Source organism: Subdoligranulum sp. DSM 23681, assembly GCF_057005535.1.
On record NZ_CM168050.1, the window covers coordinates 1,826,982 to 1,842,875 of the forward strand.

Genomic DNA, 15,894 nt, shown 5'->3' on the forward strand with positions numbered 1-15,894 from the left:
TAGAATTTTTTGCGTTTTTGCGCTATAATTATTATGAGTTTCTGTGTTAATACGCAAGGCGGGTTGCTATGATAACAAATTGACTTATGAACGGAGGCGAAATGCTGTGCAGCTCTTTTATGGAGTACCCGAAGATATTGAACAATGGATGAGCCTTGTAACACGGGTTCGATGGAACTTTCCTGGTCTGGAAACACAAGAGAAGCTAAACGAGCATCGAGCCACCGTCCTTAAATTCATGGGCAAGCGACATGCTATCTGTGTAAAAGAAGATAACGAGATTGCCGGTGTTATGTTGTTTTCACGAGGACACAACATGATCTGCTGCCTTGCTGTTGCACCCGAATACCGTCGGCGTGGCATAGCTTCAATGCTTATGGATGAAGCGTTGAGTAATTTAGATAGGACAAAAGAGATATCTGTTTCCACTTTCAGAGCCGATGATGAGAAGGGGCCTGCCCCGAGAGCACTGTACGAGAAATACGATTTTATCGAGGATGAACTAACCGAGGCGATGGATTATCCAAATCAGAAGTACGTTCTTCATCCTGCAGGTTCGGAGCGTAAAGACAGACAAATTGCGATCAACAAGATGGTGCGGGAAATCAGCAGTATACTGCAAGGTAACGAACCATCAATTTACCTGTATGGCTCCTCTGTTCTGAATGACTTTAGACTGGGGTGGAGCGATATTGATATCTTGGTTTTGACGGATAAACAGATTACGGAAGAACAGGCTCAAAAACTTGTTGGTCTACGACAAGCGCTACTTGAGAAAGAACCCGGCAATCCATATTACCGTTCCTTTGAAGGTGGAATGCTCACACTGGATGCCTTTCTCACCGGAATGGCAGATCGCGTAGTTTACTGGGGTACCAGTGGTGAAAGAATAACCGATACATACACGTTCGGCAGCTTCGGTATGACAGAGCTGATTGAAAGCAGTGTTTTGCTATGCGGCAAGGACATCCGAAATCAGTTGAAGGCACCTGAGTTCAGTGAACTGTATGCCGATGTAAAGCACCATTATGAAACTATAAGAAAATATGTGCAGAAGACGGGACGTAGCTTCTACTCATTTGGTTGGATGCTGGATATTGCACGGTGTATCTATACGCTGCGCACCGGAAAGATCATAGCAAAGACCGATGCGGCAGAGTGGGCGTTAGAAAACAATCTCTGCCTGGATCCAGATGCCCTCAGAATCGCTCTGGAGGTTCGCAGAATCCCGCTTAATCACAAGGAAAATAAACAAACCTTCGACTACGCAGAAACGCTTGCAGAGCCAATACAACGCTTTGCGGACGTTCTGGAGAAGGAATTGACAGCTGCAAAGGAGGCGTAACATATGATCGGATTAAAACGTGGCACAGTTCAGCTGTGCGAACACGAAAAAGAGTGGGAAATCGAGGCTCAGAACACCATTGCCCGTCTGAAGGAGATCTTAGGTGATGTGATCAAAGACATTCAACACGTTGGCAGCACCTCTATTCTCACGATAAAAGCAAAGCCTATCATTGATGTTGCGGTTGCGGTAGATAAATTTGATGATATCTTAGCTTATGAAAAAGAACTCAAAGATGCAGGCTTCTATTACAGACCAAAGTCCGATTTGGGCGCGCAATTGTTGTTTGCATCGGGGAGTCTCTATGAAGGCACAGGAGATCTGCAGACACATTTTATCCATGTCGTTTTGACGGACAGTATGGACTGGATCAACTACATAAACTTCAGAGATTACCTTAACCGCACACCGTCAGTTGCAAAAGAGTATGAAGATCTAAAGGTATCCCTTGCCCTGCAAGCTCCTATTGACAGTGGCAGAGAAAAATATCTCAAAGGTAAGCACGACTTTATCGTTTATACTCTGCGAAAGGCACTGGTTAAATCGTATCTCGGTAAAACAGTGACCATTTCAATTGATAGACCTATTGGAAGCGTTCACCCGAAACATGATGATATCATCTATCCCATCAACTATGGATTTATTCCCAAGGTGTTGGGTGGTGATGGCGAGGAGCTTGATGTTTATCTATTGGGTGTCGATGCTCCGGTAAAGGAATACACTGCGCGAATTATCGGTATTGTCCATCGGCGCAATGATGTGGAAGATAAGCTTGTTGCCGCACCTGAAGGGCTGAATTTTACCGTTGAAGAAATTATGGAAGCAGTTAGATTTCAAGAGCAGTATTACGACAGTGGAGTCGAACTTCTTGAAGAATAAAAACTGTTGCAATGAAAGGGATTAGAACAATGGACAGGCGCTTAATTGGAAAATGGTATAAGGAAGATATGGGCGAAACCATCAATATTTTTGATGAAACACCACTTCGTATGAAAATGTCTTTTTCATCAAGCGGATATTATAATTTTGAACCAAACTGTGTTTATGAAAAAGACGGATATTTGTGTTACGAAATCAACGATGAATACTACCGAATGGTTTATCACATTCAGTATGTGGATGGAGGACTTGAAGGCTTTTACGTACAACACGGTAAATCAACTCCTGTCAAGTATGTGAAACTCGATGATACCCCAGAGGATGAGCCGTATAAATATATCCCGGTTGAGGTATATGTTCCTAACACAGATAAAACAAGATTCGAGATTCTAAAGCAATATGCCGAGTACGACAGAAGTAGAGAGTATGGTTGCTGCAATGAATTTGTTTTAGGTGGAGATATTCCTGAAATACTGGAAAAGTATAATTATTCCACATACATAAACGACATGGATAATACCAAAGATGAAATTGTTTTTAAGCTCCTTGATTTTGTGTGTGACCATTTTGGGCACAACGGCTCCGGCGGTTTAGGCTCCGGGAGGAGTATAACCGATCTAATTGAGTTTTGTGAAAGAAACGACAATAAATCCAACTGTCGAGGTCTGGCTATCCTTTTAGCTGCGCTTCTTCGTTTGAACGGAATTAAGGCACAGCATATTACTTGTTTGCCGTATGAAGATCCGTTTGAGGATTGTCATGTTGTAGTAGATTGTCTTTTGCCATCCGGAAAACGAATTATGCTTGATCCTACGTGGCGTCTGTATCTAAAAGACAAGGAAGAAAATTATGTTTCGCTTTCACATTTAAGAGAACTTTTGTTGGCTGATGAGCCGATTTTTGAAAACCCTTCGGCTGATTATAATGGAACAGGATTTGCTAAAGAGTATCACAGAAATTATATGATTAAAAATACTTTCCGCTTTGCTCGTTGTACTCTTAACAAAGACGGAGTTGACGGGCAGACGGAAACGTCAGGATATATAGAACTGATTCCGCAGGGATATCCAACTGAAAACTTCTCCGAAAAGAAAAAATCAGATTTTGTTTATAACGATATTGAGTTTTGGAAAATGTGAGAGTCACTTTAATGCAGGAGGCTACGATGAATTTTGCAACAAAAGAACTGATAAACAAAGGCTGGTCCAGTGATAAGAAATACTGTGTTACCGATGAGAACGGTACACGGTATCTTCTGCGTGTTTCTGACATTGCGCAGCACGATACGAAACAGTCTGAATTCAATATGATGAAACAAGTGGCTTCCTTTGGGGTACCTATGTGTCAGCCAATCGAGTTTGGCGTTTGTGATGAAGGCGTTTATTCCATCCAGAGCTGGATTGACGGCGAAGATGCAGAGGAAATTATTCCCGTGCTTTCTGATACCGAGCAATATGTATACGGTTTGGAAGCCGGGCGGATTCTTAAAAGAATTCACTCCATACCGGCTCCTGCAACGCAGGAAGATTGGGAAGTTTGGTTTAACCGCAAAATGGATTATAAAATCAAAAAATACGGTGAATGCCCCATCAAGTATGAGAACGGACAGGCATTCATCGACTACATAAACGAAAACCGTCATTTGCTGAAAGGCAGACCACAGACTTATCAGCATGGCGACTACCACATCGGTAATATGATGATCGGCAGGGACGGAAAGCTGTATATCATTGATTTTAACCGCAACGACTACGGTGATCCTTGGGAAGATATTAAAGCTATCACTTGGGATGTCGAAGCCAGTCAGATGTTTGCAAGCGGAAGAATAAACGGATATTTTGACAGCGATGTTCCCGAAGAATTTTGGCGCATATTTGCTTTGTATATCTCCTGTGGAATATTATCATCGCTTCCTTGGGCGATTCCGTTTGGCGAAGAGCAAATTCAGGTAATGGTCAATCAGGCTAAGGAAGTACTGTCCTGGTATGACAATATGCGTAATCCCGTGCCAACATGGTATTTCAAAGGCTATTATTTGCAGTACATCAACGAGATTCCTTTCAAATTAAAAAGTGCCTTTGATTTCAGCTTTCTGAGTGAATATGGCAGAGTTTTCAAAGTCTTTGATGACCAAGATTCAGGAAATATTTGTTTTGGCACAGAAAAGGATGGTCAGCGCTATTTCATCAAGTTTGCCGGTGCTCCTACCGAGCAGTATAACGGTGATCCTGCGGATGCTATTGCCAGACTGAAAGCAACTTTGCCGGTATACAGCGATCTGAAGCACAAGAATTTAATTGAACTGGTTGAAGCAAAAGATATTGGCGGCGGATTTGCCATGGTATTCAAATGGGCTGACGGAGATTGCATGGGAAGAATGTACCCTGCACAGCACAAAAAGTTCATGGCATTACCTGCCCAGGATAAGCTTAATGTATTTGCGGATATTCTTGATTTCTTTGAATATATTGCCTCTCAGAACTATGTGGCAATCGATTTTTATGACGGCAGTATTATGTATGACTTTGAGTGCGGGAAGACAACGATTTGTGACATCGATTTTTTCCGCAAGCAACCGTGTATTAACGATATGGGACGTATGTGGGGTAGCTCTCTCTTTCAATCACCGGAGGAATACCAATTGGGAGCAGTGATTGATGAAATCACGAATGTCTATACTATTGGAGCTACAGCCTTTGCCCTCTTTGGCGAATACAACCGCACACGAGACAAATGGCAGCTTAGCGATGAACTTTTTGAGGTTGCAGCAAAAGCTGTAAGCGATGATAGAACCAAGAGACAGCAGTCGATAAGACAGTTTATCGATGAGTGGAGGAATTATCGATGATAAAACTCGAAGAAATAACAGCGGACAATCTTGAGGATGTGTTAAAACTTAAGGTATCGAAAAATCAAGAAAACTTTGTTTCAACTACAGCTTATTCTTTGGCACAAGCGTACGTTTACCGGGAAAACGCCTATCCTTTTGCAATTTATGCTGATGATATATTGGTTGGATTTATCATGTTCGGGTTTTATGAATCAAGAAATCAATATACACTATGGAAGTTCCTCATAGATAAGTATCACCAGAACAAAGGTTACGGAAAAACCGCGTTGCTTTTAGGCATTGAGTACATGAAAAAGCAGCATGACATAAAAGAAATGTATACAGGAGTTGCTATTGATAACAATGTTGCAGAACGTTTGTATCAGCTTGTCGGATTTGAATTAACAGGACTCGTTGAAAATGGTATGAAAGAGCTGAGATATATATGCAAGGAATGAAAATAAGCGAGAATCGTTAAAGCTCAAAATACTTCAAAGGTAGATTGCGAGGCAGAAAGGAAGACATTATAATGCCTTTTTATCACGGCAGCCCTGTCGGAGGACTAAACGAACTGAAACCGTTTTTGTCAGAACATGAAAAGCAATACATTTATTTTACACAGAATCCGCTCGTGGCACTTTTATACGCCGTACATTCTGTAGACAAGCCGTTCAGCTATTATCCATATGGTTTTGATAAGGACGGCACAATCCATTATTCGGAATATTATCAGGACGCCTTTTCGGATATTTACAAAGTAACTTTGTTTTGGCGTTGGTTAAAGGAAATTTCAATAAGGATATAGTATCTCACTTCAAGTGCGCGGTTTACATCGAAGCTCCGAAAGAAACACGAATTAAGAGAGTTTATCAACGGTCATACAACAAATTCGGAGAAAGAATGCTGGAAGGAGGAGACTTATACGAAAAAGAAAAGGCATTCTTCGACTTTGTTAAATCCAAAGATGAAAACACGGTTGAAGTTTGGATGTCTTCAATATCTTGCCCGATTATCAGGGTTAACGGCACTTTGCCGATTGATGTTAATGTGACTTTTATTGCTAATAGGGTTGCAAAGGGAGTATTATGATGATTGAAAAGGATTGGCTGTTTTCTTCGGACGAATATATTTGCGATTTAAGAACGGTAGGCGTTTTAGTTAAGAAAAACAGGGTCTTGGTGCAACGGGACAAAAACGGAAGTGAATACGCTCTGCCCGGCGGTCACATTAAAATTGGAGAAACTTTGGAAGCAGGACTTGTGCGTGAGTATAAAGAAGAAACCGGAGTGGACATCGAAGTAAAACGCTTGTTGTGGAGCGAGGAATGCTTTTGGGAATGGAACGGCAAGTTGGCACATAACATCGCATTTTACTATTTGATTGAAGAATGTGATGGCTGTAAGATCCCCGATAACGGCGAGTTTGTTTCACACAAGGATAATTGCAATGTGGTTATTGGTTGGATGGACATTGAAGAAATCCAAAATGTGACCATCTATCCAGAGTTTATCAAAACGGAAATTCATAATCTTAATGGCGAAATCAAGCATTTTATTTCCAAATAACTATAAAAGAGCCCATATCCATATTATGTTGTGGACATAGGCTCCGTGCCTGTTTATTAAAAGGTTACAACTTTTCGCAGAAAGCCTCCTTGACAAATCTCATCTCATGGGAAAACTCTACTTAAACTATCCCATGGTCGAAGCATTCTACCACATGAAAACAATACCAGATCCATATTACGAAAGTTATATAGTTAGTATGGAAGAACTTCTCAAAAAAGAATATAAAATGCGTGTCCATCGTGAGAACCGTAATCGCTCATATGAAAAATTTGCAGTTGATCGGACGGAATGTAATCTTGTGATTCACCAGAACATAAGTAAAGGCTTTTTTCTCCTAGGAAAAAGTCCCTCAAGAAACGAGCTTCCTGATACAGCACAAATTCTGGAGACGCAATTAAAGCAGATCAAAAACCAGTCTGCATTATCTGTTCTATGCACATGTGTTTTCTATATTCCTGAATATAATCCCCACCTTATTGAGGAAGATTGATAGTTTTATAAGATTGTTTTAAGGTGTTTACTCACTATCCGTTTACCGAGCACCAATCTCTGTTATATACTTTGGTGCTTCCATAGACGACTCTTGCAAAGGGCAGATTGCCAAAAAGGAGTTGCAGGAACTTTGCCGCCGTGCTGGTATTCCGACCTTTTCCATGCGGTTGGATGAAGTGAGCTATTCCGTTCGTCCGATTCCAGAATAATACCAAGCCCCCCTGCAGCGGCTGCTGCGGGGGGACTGTTTTGTTTATTCCTTTTGTCTTTACTCTTTCAGCAGTTTCTCCAGCGCTCTTTCAAACGCCTCGTCCTGCTCCATCGTGCGTTTGGCGGGCCCTTTCGGGTGCTTGCCGGCACGGAGGAGCTTTTTGTTTTCATGCCGACGGGCCAGCAGACGATAGCGTATAATCGAGTTCGCAAAAGCAAATAAAAAATAGACAAGCCATTAGGGCTCCTGTAAAATGAAAGTTGTCCAGACAATCACGATACAAAGGAGAAAACCCTAATGGCTCAAAAGAATCATACCACAAATCTGACCGAATTGCTACTGCAATGTGTAGCACAACCGGATCCCATGCTGAGTATGCTGGAATGGCTGTGTGCCCAGCTCATGGAGGCTGAAGTAAGCCAGCAGCTGGGAGCGGAGAAAAGCGAACGTGCCGAAAGCCGCAGCGGGTATCGCTGTGGCTACCGGCCTCGCAGACTGGATACCCGCATGGGCACCATGTATCTCATGGTGCCGAAGGTACGTCAGGGCGGTTACATACCGTTCTTTGTTACGGAGCGCAAACGCAGTGAAGCGGCACTGATCCAAGTGGTGCAGGAGGCCTTTATACAGGGCGTATCCACTCGTAAGATGGAAAAACTGGCCAAGAGCCTGGGAATTGAAAGCCTGTCCCGCAGTCAGGTCAGTGAGATGACAAAAGGCTTGAACGAGCAGGTAAATGCTTTCCGCAGCCGCTCTCTTTCCCAAAGCAGTTATCCCATTTTGTGGGTGGATGCTCTGTACGAAAAAGTTCGTATAGACGGCAGAATTGTAAGTATGGCGATACTGGCGGTCTGTGGTGTGGATGAGCATGGCCAGCGAGACATTCTGGCGATAGAGCCCATGTTGGAAGAGTCGGAAGAAGTGTATCTTCAGCTTTTTCGAGGATTGCAGGAACGAGGACTTTGTACGCCCCGACTGGTTGTTTCAGATGCACACGCCGGACTTGTTGCCGCTATCCGTAAAGGCTTCCCGGGAGCAAGCTGGCAACGGTGCAAGGTTCATTTCATGCGTAATATTCTGGCGCATATTCCTCACAAGGACAAAGATGCTTTTGCTCAGAATCTCAAGACTATCTGGCTGGCTCCCACCAGAGAACAAGCTCGCAAACTGGCTGAAGAAATCTGCAGGCAGTACGAGCACCGTTTTCCCAAAGCCATTTGCTGCCTGGAAGACGGTTTGGAGGACTCTTTGTCGTTCTATGCTTTTCCACAGTTGGATGCAAGAAAGATTTCTTCTACCAACGTATTGGAACGGCTGAATCGGGAGATCCGTCGCCGTTCCAGTGTGGTAGGAATATTTCCCAGTGCAGATGCCTACACCAGACTGGTCACCACATATCTTATGGAATATGCCGAAGACTGGTCCGCCTCCAGAGCGTACCTCAGCGAACAGTCTGTTCAAGCCATACTGCAACCGGCGGCTTGACTTCTTGTTTTACAGGAACCCTTTTTGCGAACAATACTTGACGCAGGCCCAGCAGACCGTCAATGTTCCGGGCCGTGTACTCCAGCCCGTTTTGGTTGAGCACTCTGGCCCGTCGGGCCAGGCACATACCGGCAAGCCCATAGTCCTGGGTGATGACAATATCTCCCGACTGCACCCGGTTGACCAGGGCAAAATCCACGCTGTCAGCTCCCTTGTCAAAGACCAGCGTCTCAGCACCCTCCCGCTCGATGCGATGGGCCGTATCACAGAGGATTTTCACTGGCACGCCATGGACCCGGCCAATTCGCACCGTCAGGTCCACCACCGGGCAGCCGTCTGCGTCAATCAAAATCGTTGGCATCCTGATTTCCTTTCTGTTCCGTTACTGCAAGAGCGACAAAACACCAAGAAGGATCACAATGATCATGAACAGCCCTCCCAGTTCGGCCAGGCTCTGCAGCAAGTCCCCCTCTTCCCTGGGATGTACATTGTGCGGCTTCTGTTCCGCCCGTTTTGCTTCGGACTGCTTGGAACTTTTCGGGAAATTTCGATTAAATGCCTGCATATAGTGGACATACCCATCAATTTCCTTGCCAAAATAGCCGAAATCCCAGTCTTTCATGGCAGCCATCCTCCTGACCATCTGCTTTTCTATACATACATTGTAGCACAACGCCAGTCCTATAATGGGTATCGCAAGTCTATGCCGCCGTTGATCGGCGGCTTTTTGTTTGTATTGTAGCAGTTTTATCTTTCTTTTCCTCCTTTTTTCAAAAAAATGAGATAAATATCGCAAAAGTTGCGAGGTTTGCTTGCTATGATGGCAGCGCAAAAGGAGATAATGCAAAAAATCTTTTTTTAATGTAACAAAAGTTGTTAGGTTTTTCTGTTATGCTCCCAGCAAAGCAGCTTTTCTATTATGAACTTTCTGAGAACATTTTTTAAATATGCCAGGATATGGCATATTTAGCTGATAGGCTGATTATGGGTGGCTGCCAAACAGAGTGTTTGTCATGCCATCTGTAAATTCTTTATGAATCCTTGTTTAAATCGTAAGGTTTATTTCCTATTTGCGCAGTAAGCTGGTAAACAAAGGGGCAGTGAATCTTATTAAGATTCACTGTCTGATTGAACCTGGCAGGTGTGAATCTTAATAAGATTCACAAGGACAGCTGCTTTTCAGAAGAAGTGAATCATAGCATGATTCACTTTTTTCACATGACGAGGGAAAGCCCAGGAAAGTGAATCATAGCATGATTCACTTTCTCACCGGCTTTTTCCCACCGACTGGGAAGGAAAAGGGGCCCAAAGGCCCCCAACCTGCTGGCAGACGGTTTTGCTAGCATAGCGTTTGGATATCCAAACGCAAATTTTGGGAGCTCTCCCCAAACCCCGTTGCGCTGCCGCAGGCTTGCAAGCTACTCTTAAAAAATGAGTGACAACCAACAAAGAAAATTTCATATTTGGCGTGTATAGTAAAAAGTACTTTCTGGACCTTGAAAATTGAATATTCAGCACGATCGGTACGTTCCACGGAAAGAGAGCGAGAGATGTTGGCGCCAGGATGGCCGCTATGGCCGGAGCGATTCCACAACGATCCAAGGGAAATCCCATCAGCCACCGGGATTTCTCCGCCAGGACCTTTCGAGTGGTGACAATGATACACAGGTTTCCCCACACGTCAGATGGGGCTGCACGTTTCAGGTTGCAATCCTTAGACCTCCAATGTTGGCAAGTGAACGGGCGGTGGCGCCCTGCCGATCGTGTTCCTCCAGTCCGGGGGCGAGCGGCAAACAGGACTGACACTTTTCTTTTATTGAATAGAAAACTTGCCTGTGCAAGTGATTTTTATTAAAGCGTATATTGGCGCGTGTTTTTTGATTTTTGAAAAGATACAGGGGGAAAGTGTACCCTTTTTTCAATCTATCACACATACAAAGCACCCGGTGCCTTTGACAGAAATGTCGAAGGCACCGGGTGCTTTTTTTGTTTTTCAAGAAAGGAAATGTCCTATGTTGAATGAACTCAATACCTATACGCTCCAGGAACTCTACAAACAGCCTATCGAACCCATCCCTTGGGTGGTGGAAGATCTGCTGGCACCAGGCCTGTACTTTCTGGGCGGTTCGCCAAAAGTTGGAAAAAGCTGGCTGGCACTGCAGCTCTGCCTGGCCGTCTGCCGTGGAGAGCCCTTTCTGGGGTTCAAGACCAAGCGGAACGAAGTTCTTTACATCTCTTTGGAGGACGGCCCTCGGCGGCTGCATATCCGCGCATTGCGACTGACCGAGGAAGCTCCCGCCGGTCTGCACCTTTGCAGCCACGCGCACTTGATTGGGCATGGGCTGGAACAGCAACTGGATCAGATGCTGGCTGAACACCCGGCCATCAAGCTGGTCATCATTGACACGCTGCAAAAAATCCGGGAGGCAACCGGTGCCAGCCCCTCCTACAGCATCGACTACCGGGATGCCTCTGCTTTGAAAGCGGTGGCCGACCGGAACGATATCTGTATGGTGGTTGTACACCATCTGCGCAAACTGAAGGATGAGGATCCTTTCAAGCAGATGTCGGGAACGAACGGGCTGAACGGTGCCGCCGACGGATCAATCGTTCTCGACCGCCGAAAACGCCAGGAAGGGACGGCTACGATGTCAGCCACCGGACGGGATATCGAAGATATGGAACTGACGCTGGACTTTTCCGACTGCCGCTGGAGCCGAGGCTGCTCACCGGAGCAGCTGCAGATGCTTCAGCTCCTGTCCGCTCTGCAGCATTTGTTGGCCGACAAGCCGTTTTCCGGTACTGCCACCGAATTGACAGCCCGGCTGGGGGACGAGGGAAACTTATGGGGGCCGGCTCAGCTGTCCCGGTATCTGCAGAGCCATGAAGAGGAACTGGCAAGGTATGGTATTTTGCTGAGTACCCGGCGTACCAGCAAGCAGCGCCTTCTGCAGCTTTGCTACCGTCCGTATGACGAGAATGACGGTTGTGACGCTTCTGACACGGGATTTGAAATACCGGATATTTCGTCGCAACCGTCACAACCGTCACTGACGTCACTCACGTCACAGGCATCTTAAGGAAGGAGGAACAAACATGGCCTATATTCAACAACGCGGAGAAAGAAAATATAAAATTACAGTTTGTAATGGCTACACCACAACAGGGAAAAAACGGATGCAGGCACGCACCATTGATGTTCCCAAGGAAGTTCCAAAGCGCGGTATCAAACAATATGTCTATGCAGAGGCTGAGCGCCTGGAAAAACGATTCCGTACTGGTATCGACGAAAGTGAAAACACCAAGTTCGAGACCTACGCGGAGCATTGGATGGACCGGGCAGCCAAGCGATACAAAGCCAGTACGCTGGCCGGTTACCGAAAAATGCTGGAGGTGGCTTACCCAACCATTGGCGGTTTGCCGCTCTGCAAAATCCGGCCCATGGTCCTGGAGGAATTTGCAGAAGAACTGCGCAAGAGGCCCGGGCGGGGCGGCAAGCCTCTGAGCGAAAACACCGTACATAAATATCTGGATGCCGTTTCCGCGGTGCTGCAGGACGCAGCGAAAAATGACATCCTGCTCTACAATCCTGCCCACCGGGTCGAGAGAGTCCGGGTGGAAAAGGTACAGCAGCGTATTCCCCAACAATGGGAGATGCAAAAGCTCCTGCAGTGCATTTTGCAGGAGCCGCTGCTTTATAGAGTGTATTACCTGATGGCCCTCTCCACTGGCCTGCGCCGCGGTGAGCTGTGCGCCCTTCGGTGGAGTGACCTGCACGGCGGCAATCAGGTGAAAATTCAGCATTCCCGCAGCACTGTGGTGGGGCAGGGCGTGCTGGAAAGCGACACCAAGAATCACCGCACCCGCATCGTGGTCATGCCTCAGATCGTCTTCGACGATCTGGGAGAACTGTTCACTGAGCAGGCCCTGGAAAACAACGGGGCCGACTGGAACGGGTTGATTTTCCAGCGAAAAGGCAAGCCAGTACACCCCAATACTTTCAGTCACCATCTGCGGCGGCTGTATGACCGGAACGGTTTTCCCGAGGAATACCACCTGCACACCATGCGGCATTTCTTCGCCACCTATCTGCTGGAACATGGCACCAGCAAGCAGGTAGCAGCCGACCTGCTGGGACACGCAGATACCGCCTTTCTGGAACGAACCTACTGCCATCCGCAGGATATCTGCAAAGAGGAGGCTGCCGGGTTGTTTGATTCTCTGCTGGCACCGGCAGAGGAAGAATACTGCGACACTTTGCAGGACTAACATTCCCCGGGCAATGAGCCCGGGGTTTTTGTTTGTCCGGCACACCCACAGTGAGGATTTTCCCTTTTGAGAGAATCCTCACTATTAGTTATGTTTGCAAACTCTCGGTGTTTTGCCAGGTTTACACAAGTATCGTGGCCGTTCTTCGTTGGGTTTGGTGATAGCTTTGTATCGCAGAGGTTGGTATCCTTTGTGTCAATACACACAAAGGAGTGGTCAAAATGGCAAGCATCCGAAAACGAGGGCAAAACAGTTATCTCATCGTGGTATCCCGCGGCTACGATTACGAAGGGAACCGACTGAAAGCCGCACAGAAAACAGTACATCCACCGAAAGATCTCACACCCGGCCAGTGCAAAAAATGGCTGAACGAACAGGCTGTTCTGTTCGAGCGGGAAGTGCGGCACGACCCGCAGCCGGTGAACCATGCCATGACGCTGGCAGCGTATACAGAACACTGGCTGCGGGATATCGCCCCAGGCAAGCTGGCAGCCAGCACCTATTCCCGTGACCAACAGGATATCCGGCGCATCCTGCCAGCACTGGGACATTACAAACTGACCAATCTGCGCAAGGAAACCATCCGTGCCTTCTACGAAGCCATGCGTTCGGAGCCTAAACTGACGGACGGACAGCCGCTCTCAGAACGGTCAGTGGAGGGACTGCACAACACACTGTGCAGCATCTTGTCCGGTGCCGTGGAGGAAGGTTATCTGACCCATAACCCGGCCTGGCGGGTGTACAAGCCAAAAGGCGTGCGTAAAGAGCGCCCGGTGGCCGACGAGGAAACGGTGCAACGCCTCATCGCCGCTCTGGAAACACAAAGCATGAAATATGAGGTGTACTTCAAGCTGGTACTGGCCACCGGGATGCGCCGGGGTGAAGCCTGCGGACTGCGCTGGTCTGACATTGACTGGAGGCACCGGGCCATCCATGTGCAGAGGACGGTGGTCAAACTCAGCGGACAAAAGATCTTTACCAAGGAGCCGAAAACCGCAAGCGGCAACCGGAGAGTGTACATCAGCAAAGAGATGTGCAAGCTGTTGAAAGCGTGGAAGCAGGAATGTACCTGGCAGATGGAACAGGCAGAAGGGCAGGCCCTGACGGAGGAAGATTACCTTTTCCGGCAGCCGAGCGGCGATCCCATGGTACCCACGACCTTTACCTTCCGCTTCAAGAAAATCCTTAAGGAAAATGGGTTGCCTCAGAACTTATCTGTCCACAGCCTGCGCCATACCAACGCCAGCCTGCTCATTGCCCAGGGCGTGGATGTCCGCACCGTGGCAGGACTGCTTGGTCACTCCCAGCCCAGTACCACACTGGATATCTATGCCCACGCCTTTGATAAAACCAAGCGAGAGGCACAGGAAAAGCTGGGAAAGGTGATGAGGCTATGAAAATACATAAAATGCCCCAAGCGGAGCAACATTTTGCTCTGCTTGGGGCACATTGTTTTATTCAGGATTTGTTCTTTCTGGCGATATGCCCACCCAGCACAAAACTGACCACACAGCTGACAGCCCAGCTGACCAGGATGCAAACTACCATCAACAGAAGGTTTGTCAGAGTACCATCACTACCTGCATATACAGGCAGCGACGTAATACCGGGCATCACAAAGCCGAAGCACTTCACCCCCAGGATCACAGTCAAGGCACCGCCCACACCGTTGCCGATCATGGCTGCGATCAACGGGGTTCGATTCACCACCTGCACCGTGAACAGTGCCGGCTCGGAAATACCGAGAAATGCCGAAAAACTGGTACTCATAGCAGCAGCACGCATTTTGGAATCTTTCATTCGCAGTGCAGCGCCCATGGCGGCACCGGATTCTGCCATATTGTGGCAGAAAGAAACGGGCAGAAGATAATCATACCCCAAGGTGGCAATATTGGAGATCTGAATTGGAGAAGTAGATTGGTGCATACCACACAGCACAATGAGCGGCATAAAGAAGCCCAGCAGGAAGCCGGCTACCGGTCCCAGTGCAGAGAAAAGCCAGACGATGCCGTTTGCCAGCGCCAGACCACCGTAGTTGCCCAGAGGGGCCAGCACCAGGTAGGTGACGGGAATGGTTACCACAAGAGATACCATGGGCACAACGACCATTTTGAGAACATCGGGAATAAAGCGATCCACAAAGTGGTATACAATGGCCAGCAGGCCAACACCCAGCACTACCGGAAATACCGAACTTGCGTAGCTGAATACCGGAATGGTGATTCCCAAGAAAGAGAAAGGGTTTTCCGCCGCACCAACCGCATCCACAAAGGTGGGATACATTAGTGCGCCCGCTACGCAAAGTCCCAGATACTCGTTGACCTTGAATTTTCTTGCGGCGGACACAGCCAGCAGGAATGGCAGAAAATAGAACGGAACATCAGAGATGACGCTGAATACTGTCCAGGTCCCTCCGCCGGAGGACATCCCCATGGCCTCCAGCATAGCCAGAATGCCCTTGAGCATACCGCCTGCCACCAGTGCGGGCAGAATGGCAGAGAAGATGCCTGTAATGATATCCAACACATTGCCCATCCGGGTCTTGGGCGCTTCGGAACCGCTGTGCCCCAGCAGGTCCTCCACTTCCAGGAACACATCCGCCACCATGGGACCGATGATGATCTGATACTGGCCATTCTTGATCTGCATACCCATGACGCCGTCAATGGCTTCAATGGCCGCCCCATTTACCTTGGCATCCTCTTTTACATTAAAGCGCAGCCTCGTGACACAATGCAGCGCGTTGGTGATGTTTTCTTTTCCACCCAGGTGTTCGATCACCTGTTGTGCAACTTTGCGGTTATCCATTTCTGAA

The 15,894-nt window shown here is 47.2% G+C and carries 16 protein-coding genes; 12 read left to right on the top strand and 4 right to left on the bottom strand.

Annotation, left to right across the window (positions count from 1 at the left end):
* Positions 1-106 precede the first annotated feature (106 nt).
* The 8 genes from AC127K_RS08365 (at position 107) to AC127K_RS08400 (ending at position 7,112) form a co-directional block, all read left to right on the top strand.
* The gene (locus tag AC127K_RS08365) at positions 107-1,345 is read left to right on the top strand and encodes a GNAT family N-acetyltransferase (RefSeq protein ID WP_483720208.1); all 1,239 of its coding nucleotides are present in this window, start codon (positions 107-109) and stop codon (positions 1,343-1,345) included.
* A 3-nt stretch (positions 1,346-1,348) separates the two neighbouring features.
* The gene (locus AC127K_RS08370; protein WP_483720209.1) at positions 1,349-2,224 is read left to right on the top strand and encodes a GrpB family protein; all 876 of its coding nucleotides are present in this window, start codon (positions 1,349-1,351) and stop codon (positions 2,222-2,224) included.
* Positions 2,225-2,292: 68 nt separating this feature from the next.
* Entirely contained in the window at positions 2,293-3,363 is a 1,071-nt protein-coding gene (locus AC127K_RS08375) for a transglutaminase domain-containing protein (RefSeq protein ID WP_483720210.1), read from the top strand.
* 26 nt (positions 3,364-3,389) lie between these two features.
* Positions 3,390-5,072, top strand: coding sequence for an aminoglycoside phosphotransferase family protein (locus AC127K_RS08380; protein WP_483720212.1), 1,683 nt, complete (start codon positions 3,390-3,392; stop codon positions 5,070-5,072).
* Positions 5,069-5,512 carry a GNAT family N-acetyltransferase gene (locus tag AC127K_RS08385; protein WP_483720213.1) on the top strand — a complete coding sequence of 148 codons (444 nt, stop codon included), beginning with the start codon at positions 5,069-5,071 and terminating at the stop codon, positions 5,510-5,512. Before AC127K_RS08380 ends, AC127K_RS08385 begins: the two co-directional genes overlap by 4 nt.
* Positions 5,513-5,954: 442 nt before the next feature.
* Positions 5,955-6,143 (top strand): hypothetical protein, encoded by a 189-nt coding sequence (locus AC127K_RS08390; protein WP_483720214.1) that lies wholly within the window; start codon positions 5,955-5,957, stop codon positions 6,141-6,143.
* On the top strand, positions 6,140-6,619 hold the full coding sequence (locus AC127K_RS08395; RefSeq protein WP_483720215.1) for an NUDIX hydrolase: 480 nt from the start codon (positions 6,140-6,142) through the stop codon (positions 6,617-6,619). The genes AC127K_RS08390 and AC127K_RS08395 overlap by 4 nt, the downstream gene beginning before the upstream one ends.
* Positions 6,620-6,818: 199 nt before the next feature.
* On the top strand, positions 6,819-7,112 hold the full coding sequence (locus tag AC127K_RS08400) for a hypothetical protein (RefSeq protein WP_483720216.1): 294 nt from the start codon (positions 6,819-6,821) through the stop codon (positions 7,110-7,112).
* Between the two features lie 270 nt (positions 7,113-7,382).
* Here the strand turns inward: AC127K_RS08400 and AC127K_RS08405 are convergent, their stop codons facing one another.
* A complete protein-coding gene (locus AC127K_RS08405) occupies positions 7,383-7,526 on the bottom strand; it encodes a DUF188 domain-containing protein (RefSeq protein WP_483722183.1) in 144 nt (47 codons plus the stop codon).
* A 96-nt stretch (positions 7,527-7,622) separates the two neighbouring features.
* Between AC127K_RS08405 and AC127K_RS08410 the strand changes: the two genes are divergently transcribed.
* Entirely contained in the window at positions 7,623-8,810 is a 1,188-nt protein-coding gene (locus AC127K_RS08410) for an IS256 family transposase (RefSeq protein ID WP_483720217.1), read from the top strand.
* Here the strand turns inward: AC127K_RS08410 and AC127K_RS08415 are convergent.
* Both AC127K_RS08415 and AC127K_RS08420 read right to left on the bottom strand, forming a co-directional pair.
* On the bottom strand, positions 8,767-9,171 hold the full coding sequence (locus tag AC127K_RS08415) for a YaiI/YqxD family protein (RefSeq protein ID WP_483720218.1): 405 nt from the start codon (positions 9,169-9,171) through the stop codon (positions 8,767-8,769). The two genes, AC127K_RS08410 and AC127K_RS08415, sit on opposite strands and share 44 nt — an antisense overlap.
* A 21-nt stretch (positions 9,172-9,192) precedes the next feature.
* Entirely contained in the window at positions 9,193-9,432 is a 240-nt protein-coding gene (locus AC127K_RS08420; protein WP_483720219.1) for a hypothetical protein, read from the bottom strand.
* A gap of 1,213 nt (positions 9,433-10,645) precedes the next feature.
* Here AC127K_RS08420 and AC127K_RS08425 point away from each other — a divergent pair.
* The 3 genes from AC127K_RS08425 (at position 10,646) to AC127K_RS08435 (ending at position 14,476) form a co-directional block, all read left to right on the top strand.
* Complete coding sequence (locus tag AC127K_RS08425; RefSeq protein WP_483720220.1) at positions 10,646-11,890, top strand: AAA family ATPase; 1,245 nt, start codon at positions 10,646-10,648, stop codon at positions 11,888-11,890.
* Positions 11,891-11,987: 97 nt separating this feature from the next.
* The gene (locus AC127K_RS08430) at positions 11,988-13,079 is read left to right on the top strand and encodes a tyrosine-type recombinase/integrase (RefSeq protein ID WP_483720221.1); all 1,092 of its coding nucleotides are present in this window, start codon (positions 11,988-11,990) and stop codon (positions 13,077-13,079) included.
* A gap of 221 nt (positions 13,080-13,300) precedes the next feature.
* Positions 13,301-14,476 (top strand): tyrosine-type recombinase/integrase, encoded by a 1,176-nt coding sequence (locus AC127K_RS08435; protein ID WP_483720222.1) that lies wholly within the window; start codon positions 13,301-13,303, stop codon positions 14,474-14,476.
* Between the two features lie 61 nt (positions 14,477-14,537).
* Here AC127K_RS08435 and AC127K_RS08440 read toward each other — a convergent pair whose 3' ends face one another.
* Complete coding sequence (locus tag AC127K_RS08440; RefSeq protein WP_483720223.1) at positions 14,538-15,887, bottom strand: PTS transporter subunit EIIC; 1,350 nt, start codon at positions 15,885-15,887, stop codon at positions 14,538-14,540.
* Between the last annotated feature and the right edge of the window lie 7 nt (positions 15,888-15,894).

Excerpts from the sequence above, each read along its gene's own strand:
- AC127K_RS08370 (WP_483720209.1), top strand. The coding sequence starts at position 1,349 with ATGATCGGATTAAAACGTGGCACAGTTCAGCTGTGCGAACACGAAAAA.
- AC127K_RS08375 (WP_483720210.1), top strand. The coding sequence starts at position 2,293 with ATGGGCGAAACCATCAATATTTTTGATGAAACACCACTTCGTATGAAA.
- AC127K_RS08380 (WP_483720212.1), top strand. The coding sequence starts at position 3,390 with ATGAATTTTGCAACAAAAGAACTGATAAACAAAGGCTGGTCCAGTGAT.
- AC127K_RS08385 (WP_483720213.1), top strand. The coding sequence starts at position 5,069 with ATGATAAAACTCGAAGAAATAACAGCGGACAATCTTGAGGATGTGTTA.
- AC127K_RS08390 (WP_483720214.1), top strand. The coding sequence starts at position 5,955 with ATGCTGGAAGGAGGAGACTTATACGAAAAAGAAAAGGCATTCTTCGAC.
- AC127K_RS08395 (WP_483720215.1), top strand. The coding sequence starts at position 6,140 with ATGATGATTGAAAAGGATTGGCTGTTTTCTTCGGACGAATATATTTGC.
- AC127K_RS08400 (WP_483720216.1), top strand. The coding sequence starts at position 6,819 with ATGGAAGAACTTCTCAAAAAAGAATATAAAATGCGTGTCCATCGTGAG.
- AC127K_RS08410 (WP_483720217.1), top strand. The coding sequence starts at position 7,623 with ATGGCTCAAAAGAATCATACCACAAATCTGACCGAATTGCTACTGCAA.
- AC127K_RS08415 (WP_483720218.1), bottom strand. The coding sequence starts at position 9,171 with ATGCCAACGATTTTGATTGACGCAGACGGCTGCCCGGTGGTGGACCTG.
- AC127K_RS08420 (WP_483720219.1), bottom strand. The coding sequence starts at position 9,432 with ATGAAAGACTGGGATTTCGGCTATTTTGGCAAGGAAATTGATGGGTAT.
- AC127K_RS08430 (WP_483720221.1), top strand. The coding sequence starts at position 11,988 with ATGCAGGCACGCACCATTGATGTTCCCAAGGAAGTTCCAAAGCGCGGT.
- AC127K_RS08435 (WP_483720222.1), top strand. The coding sequence starts at position 13,301 with ATGGCAAGCATCCGAAAACGAGGGCAAAACAGTTATCTCATCGTGGTA.
- AC127K_RS08440 (WP_483720223.1), bottom strand. The coding sequence starts at position 15,887 with ATGGATAACCGCAAAGTTGCACAACAGGTGATCGAACACCTGGGTGGA.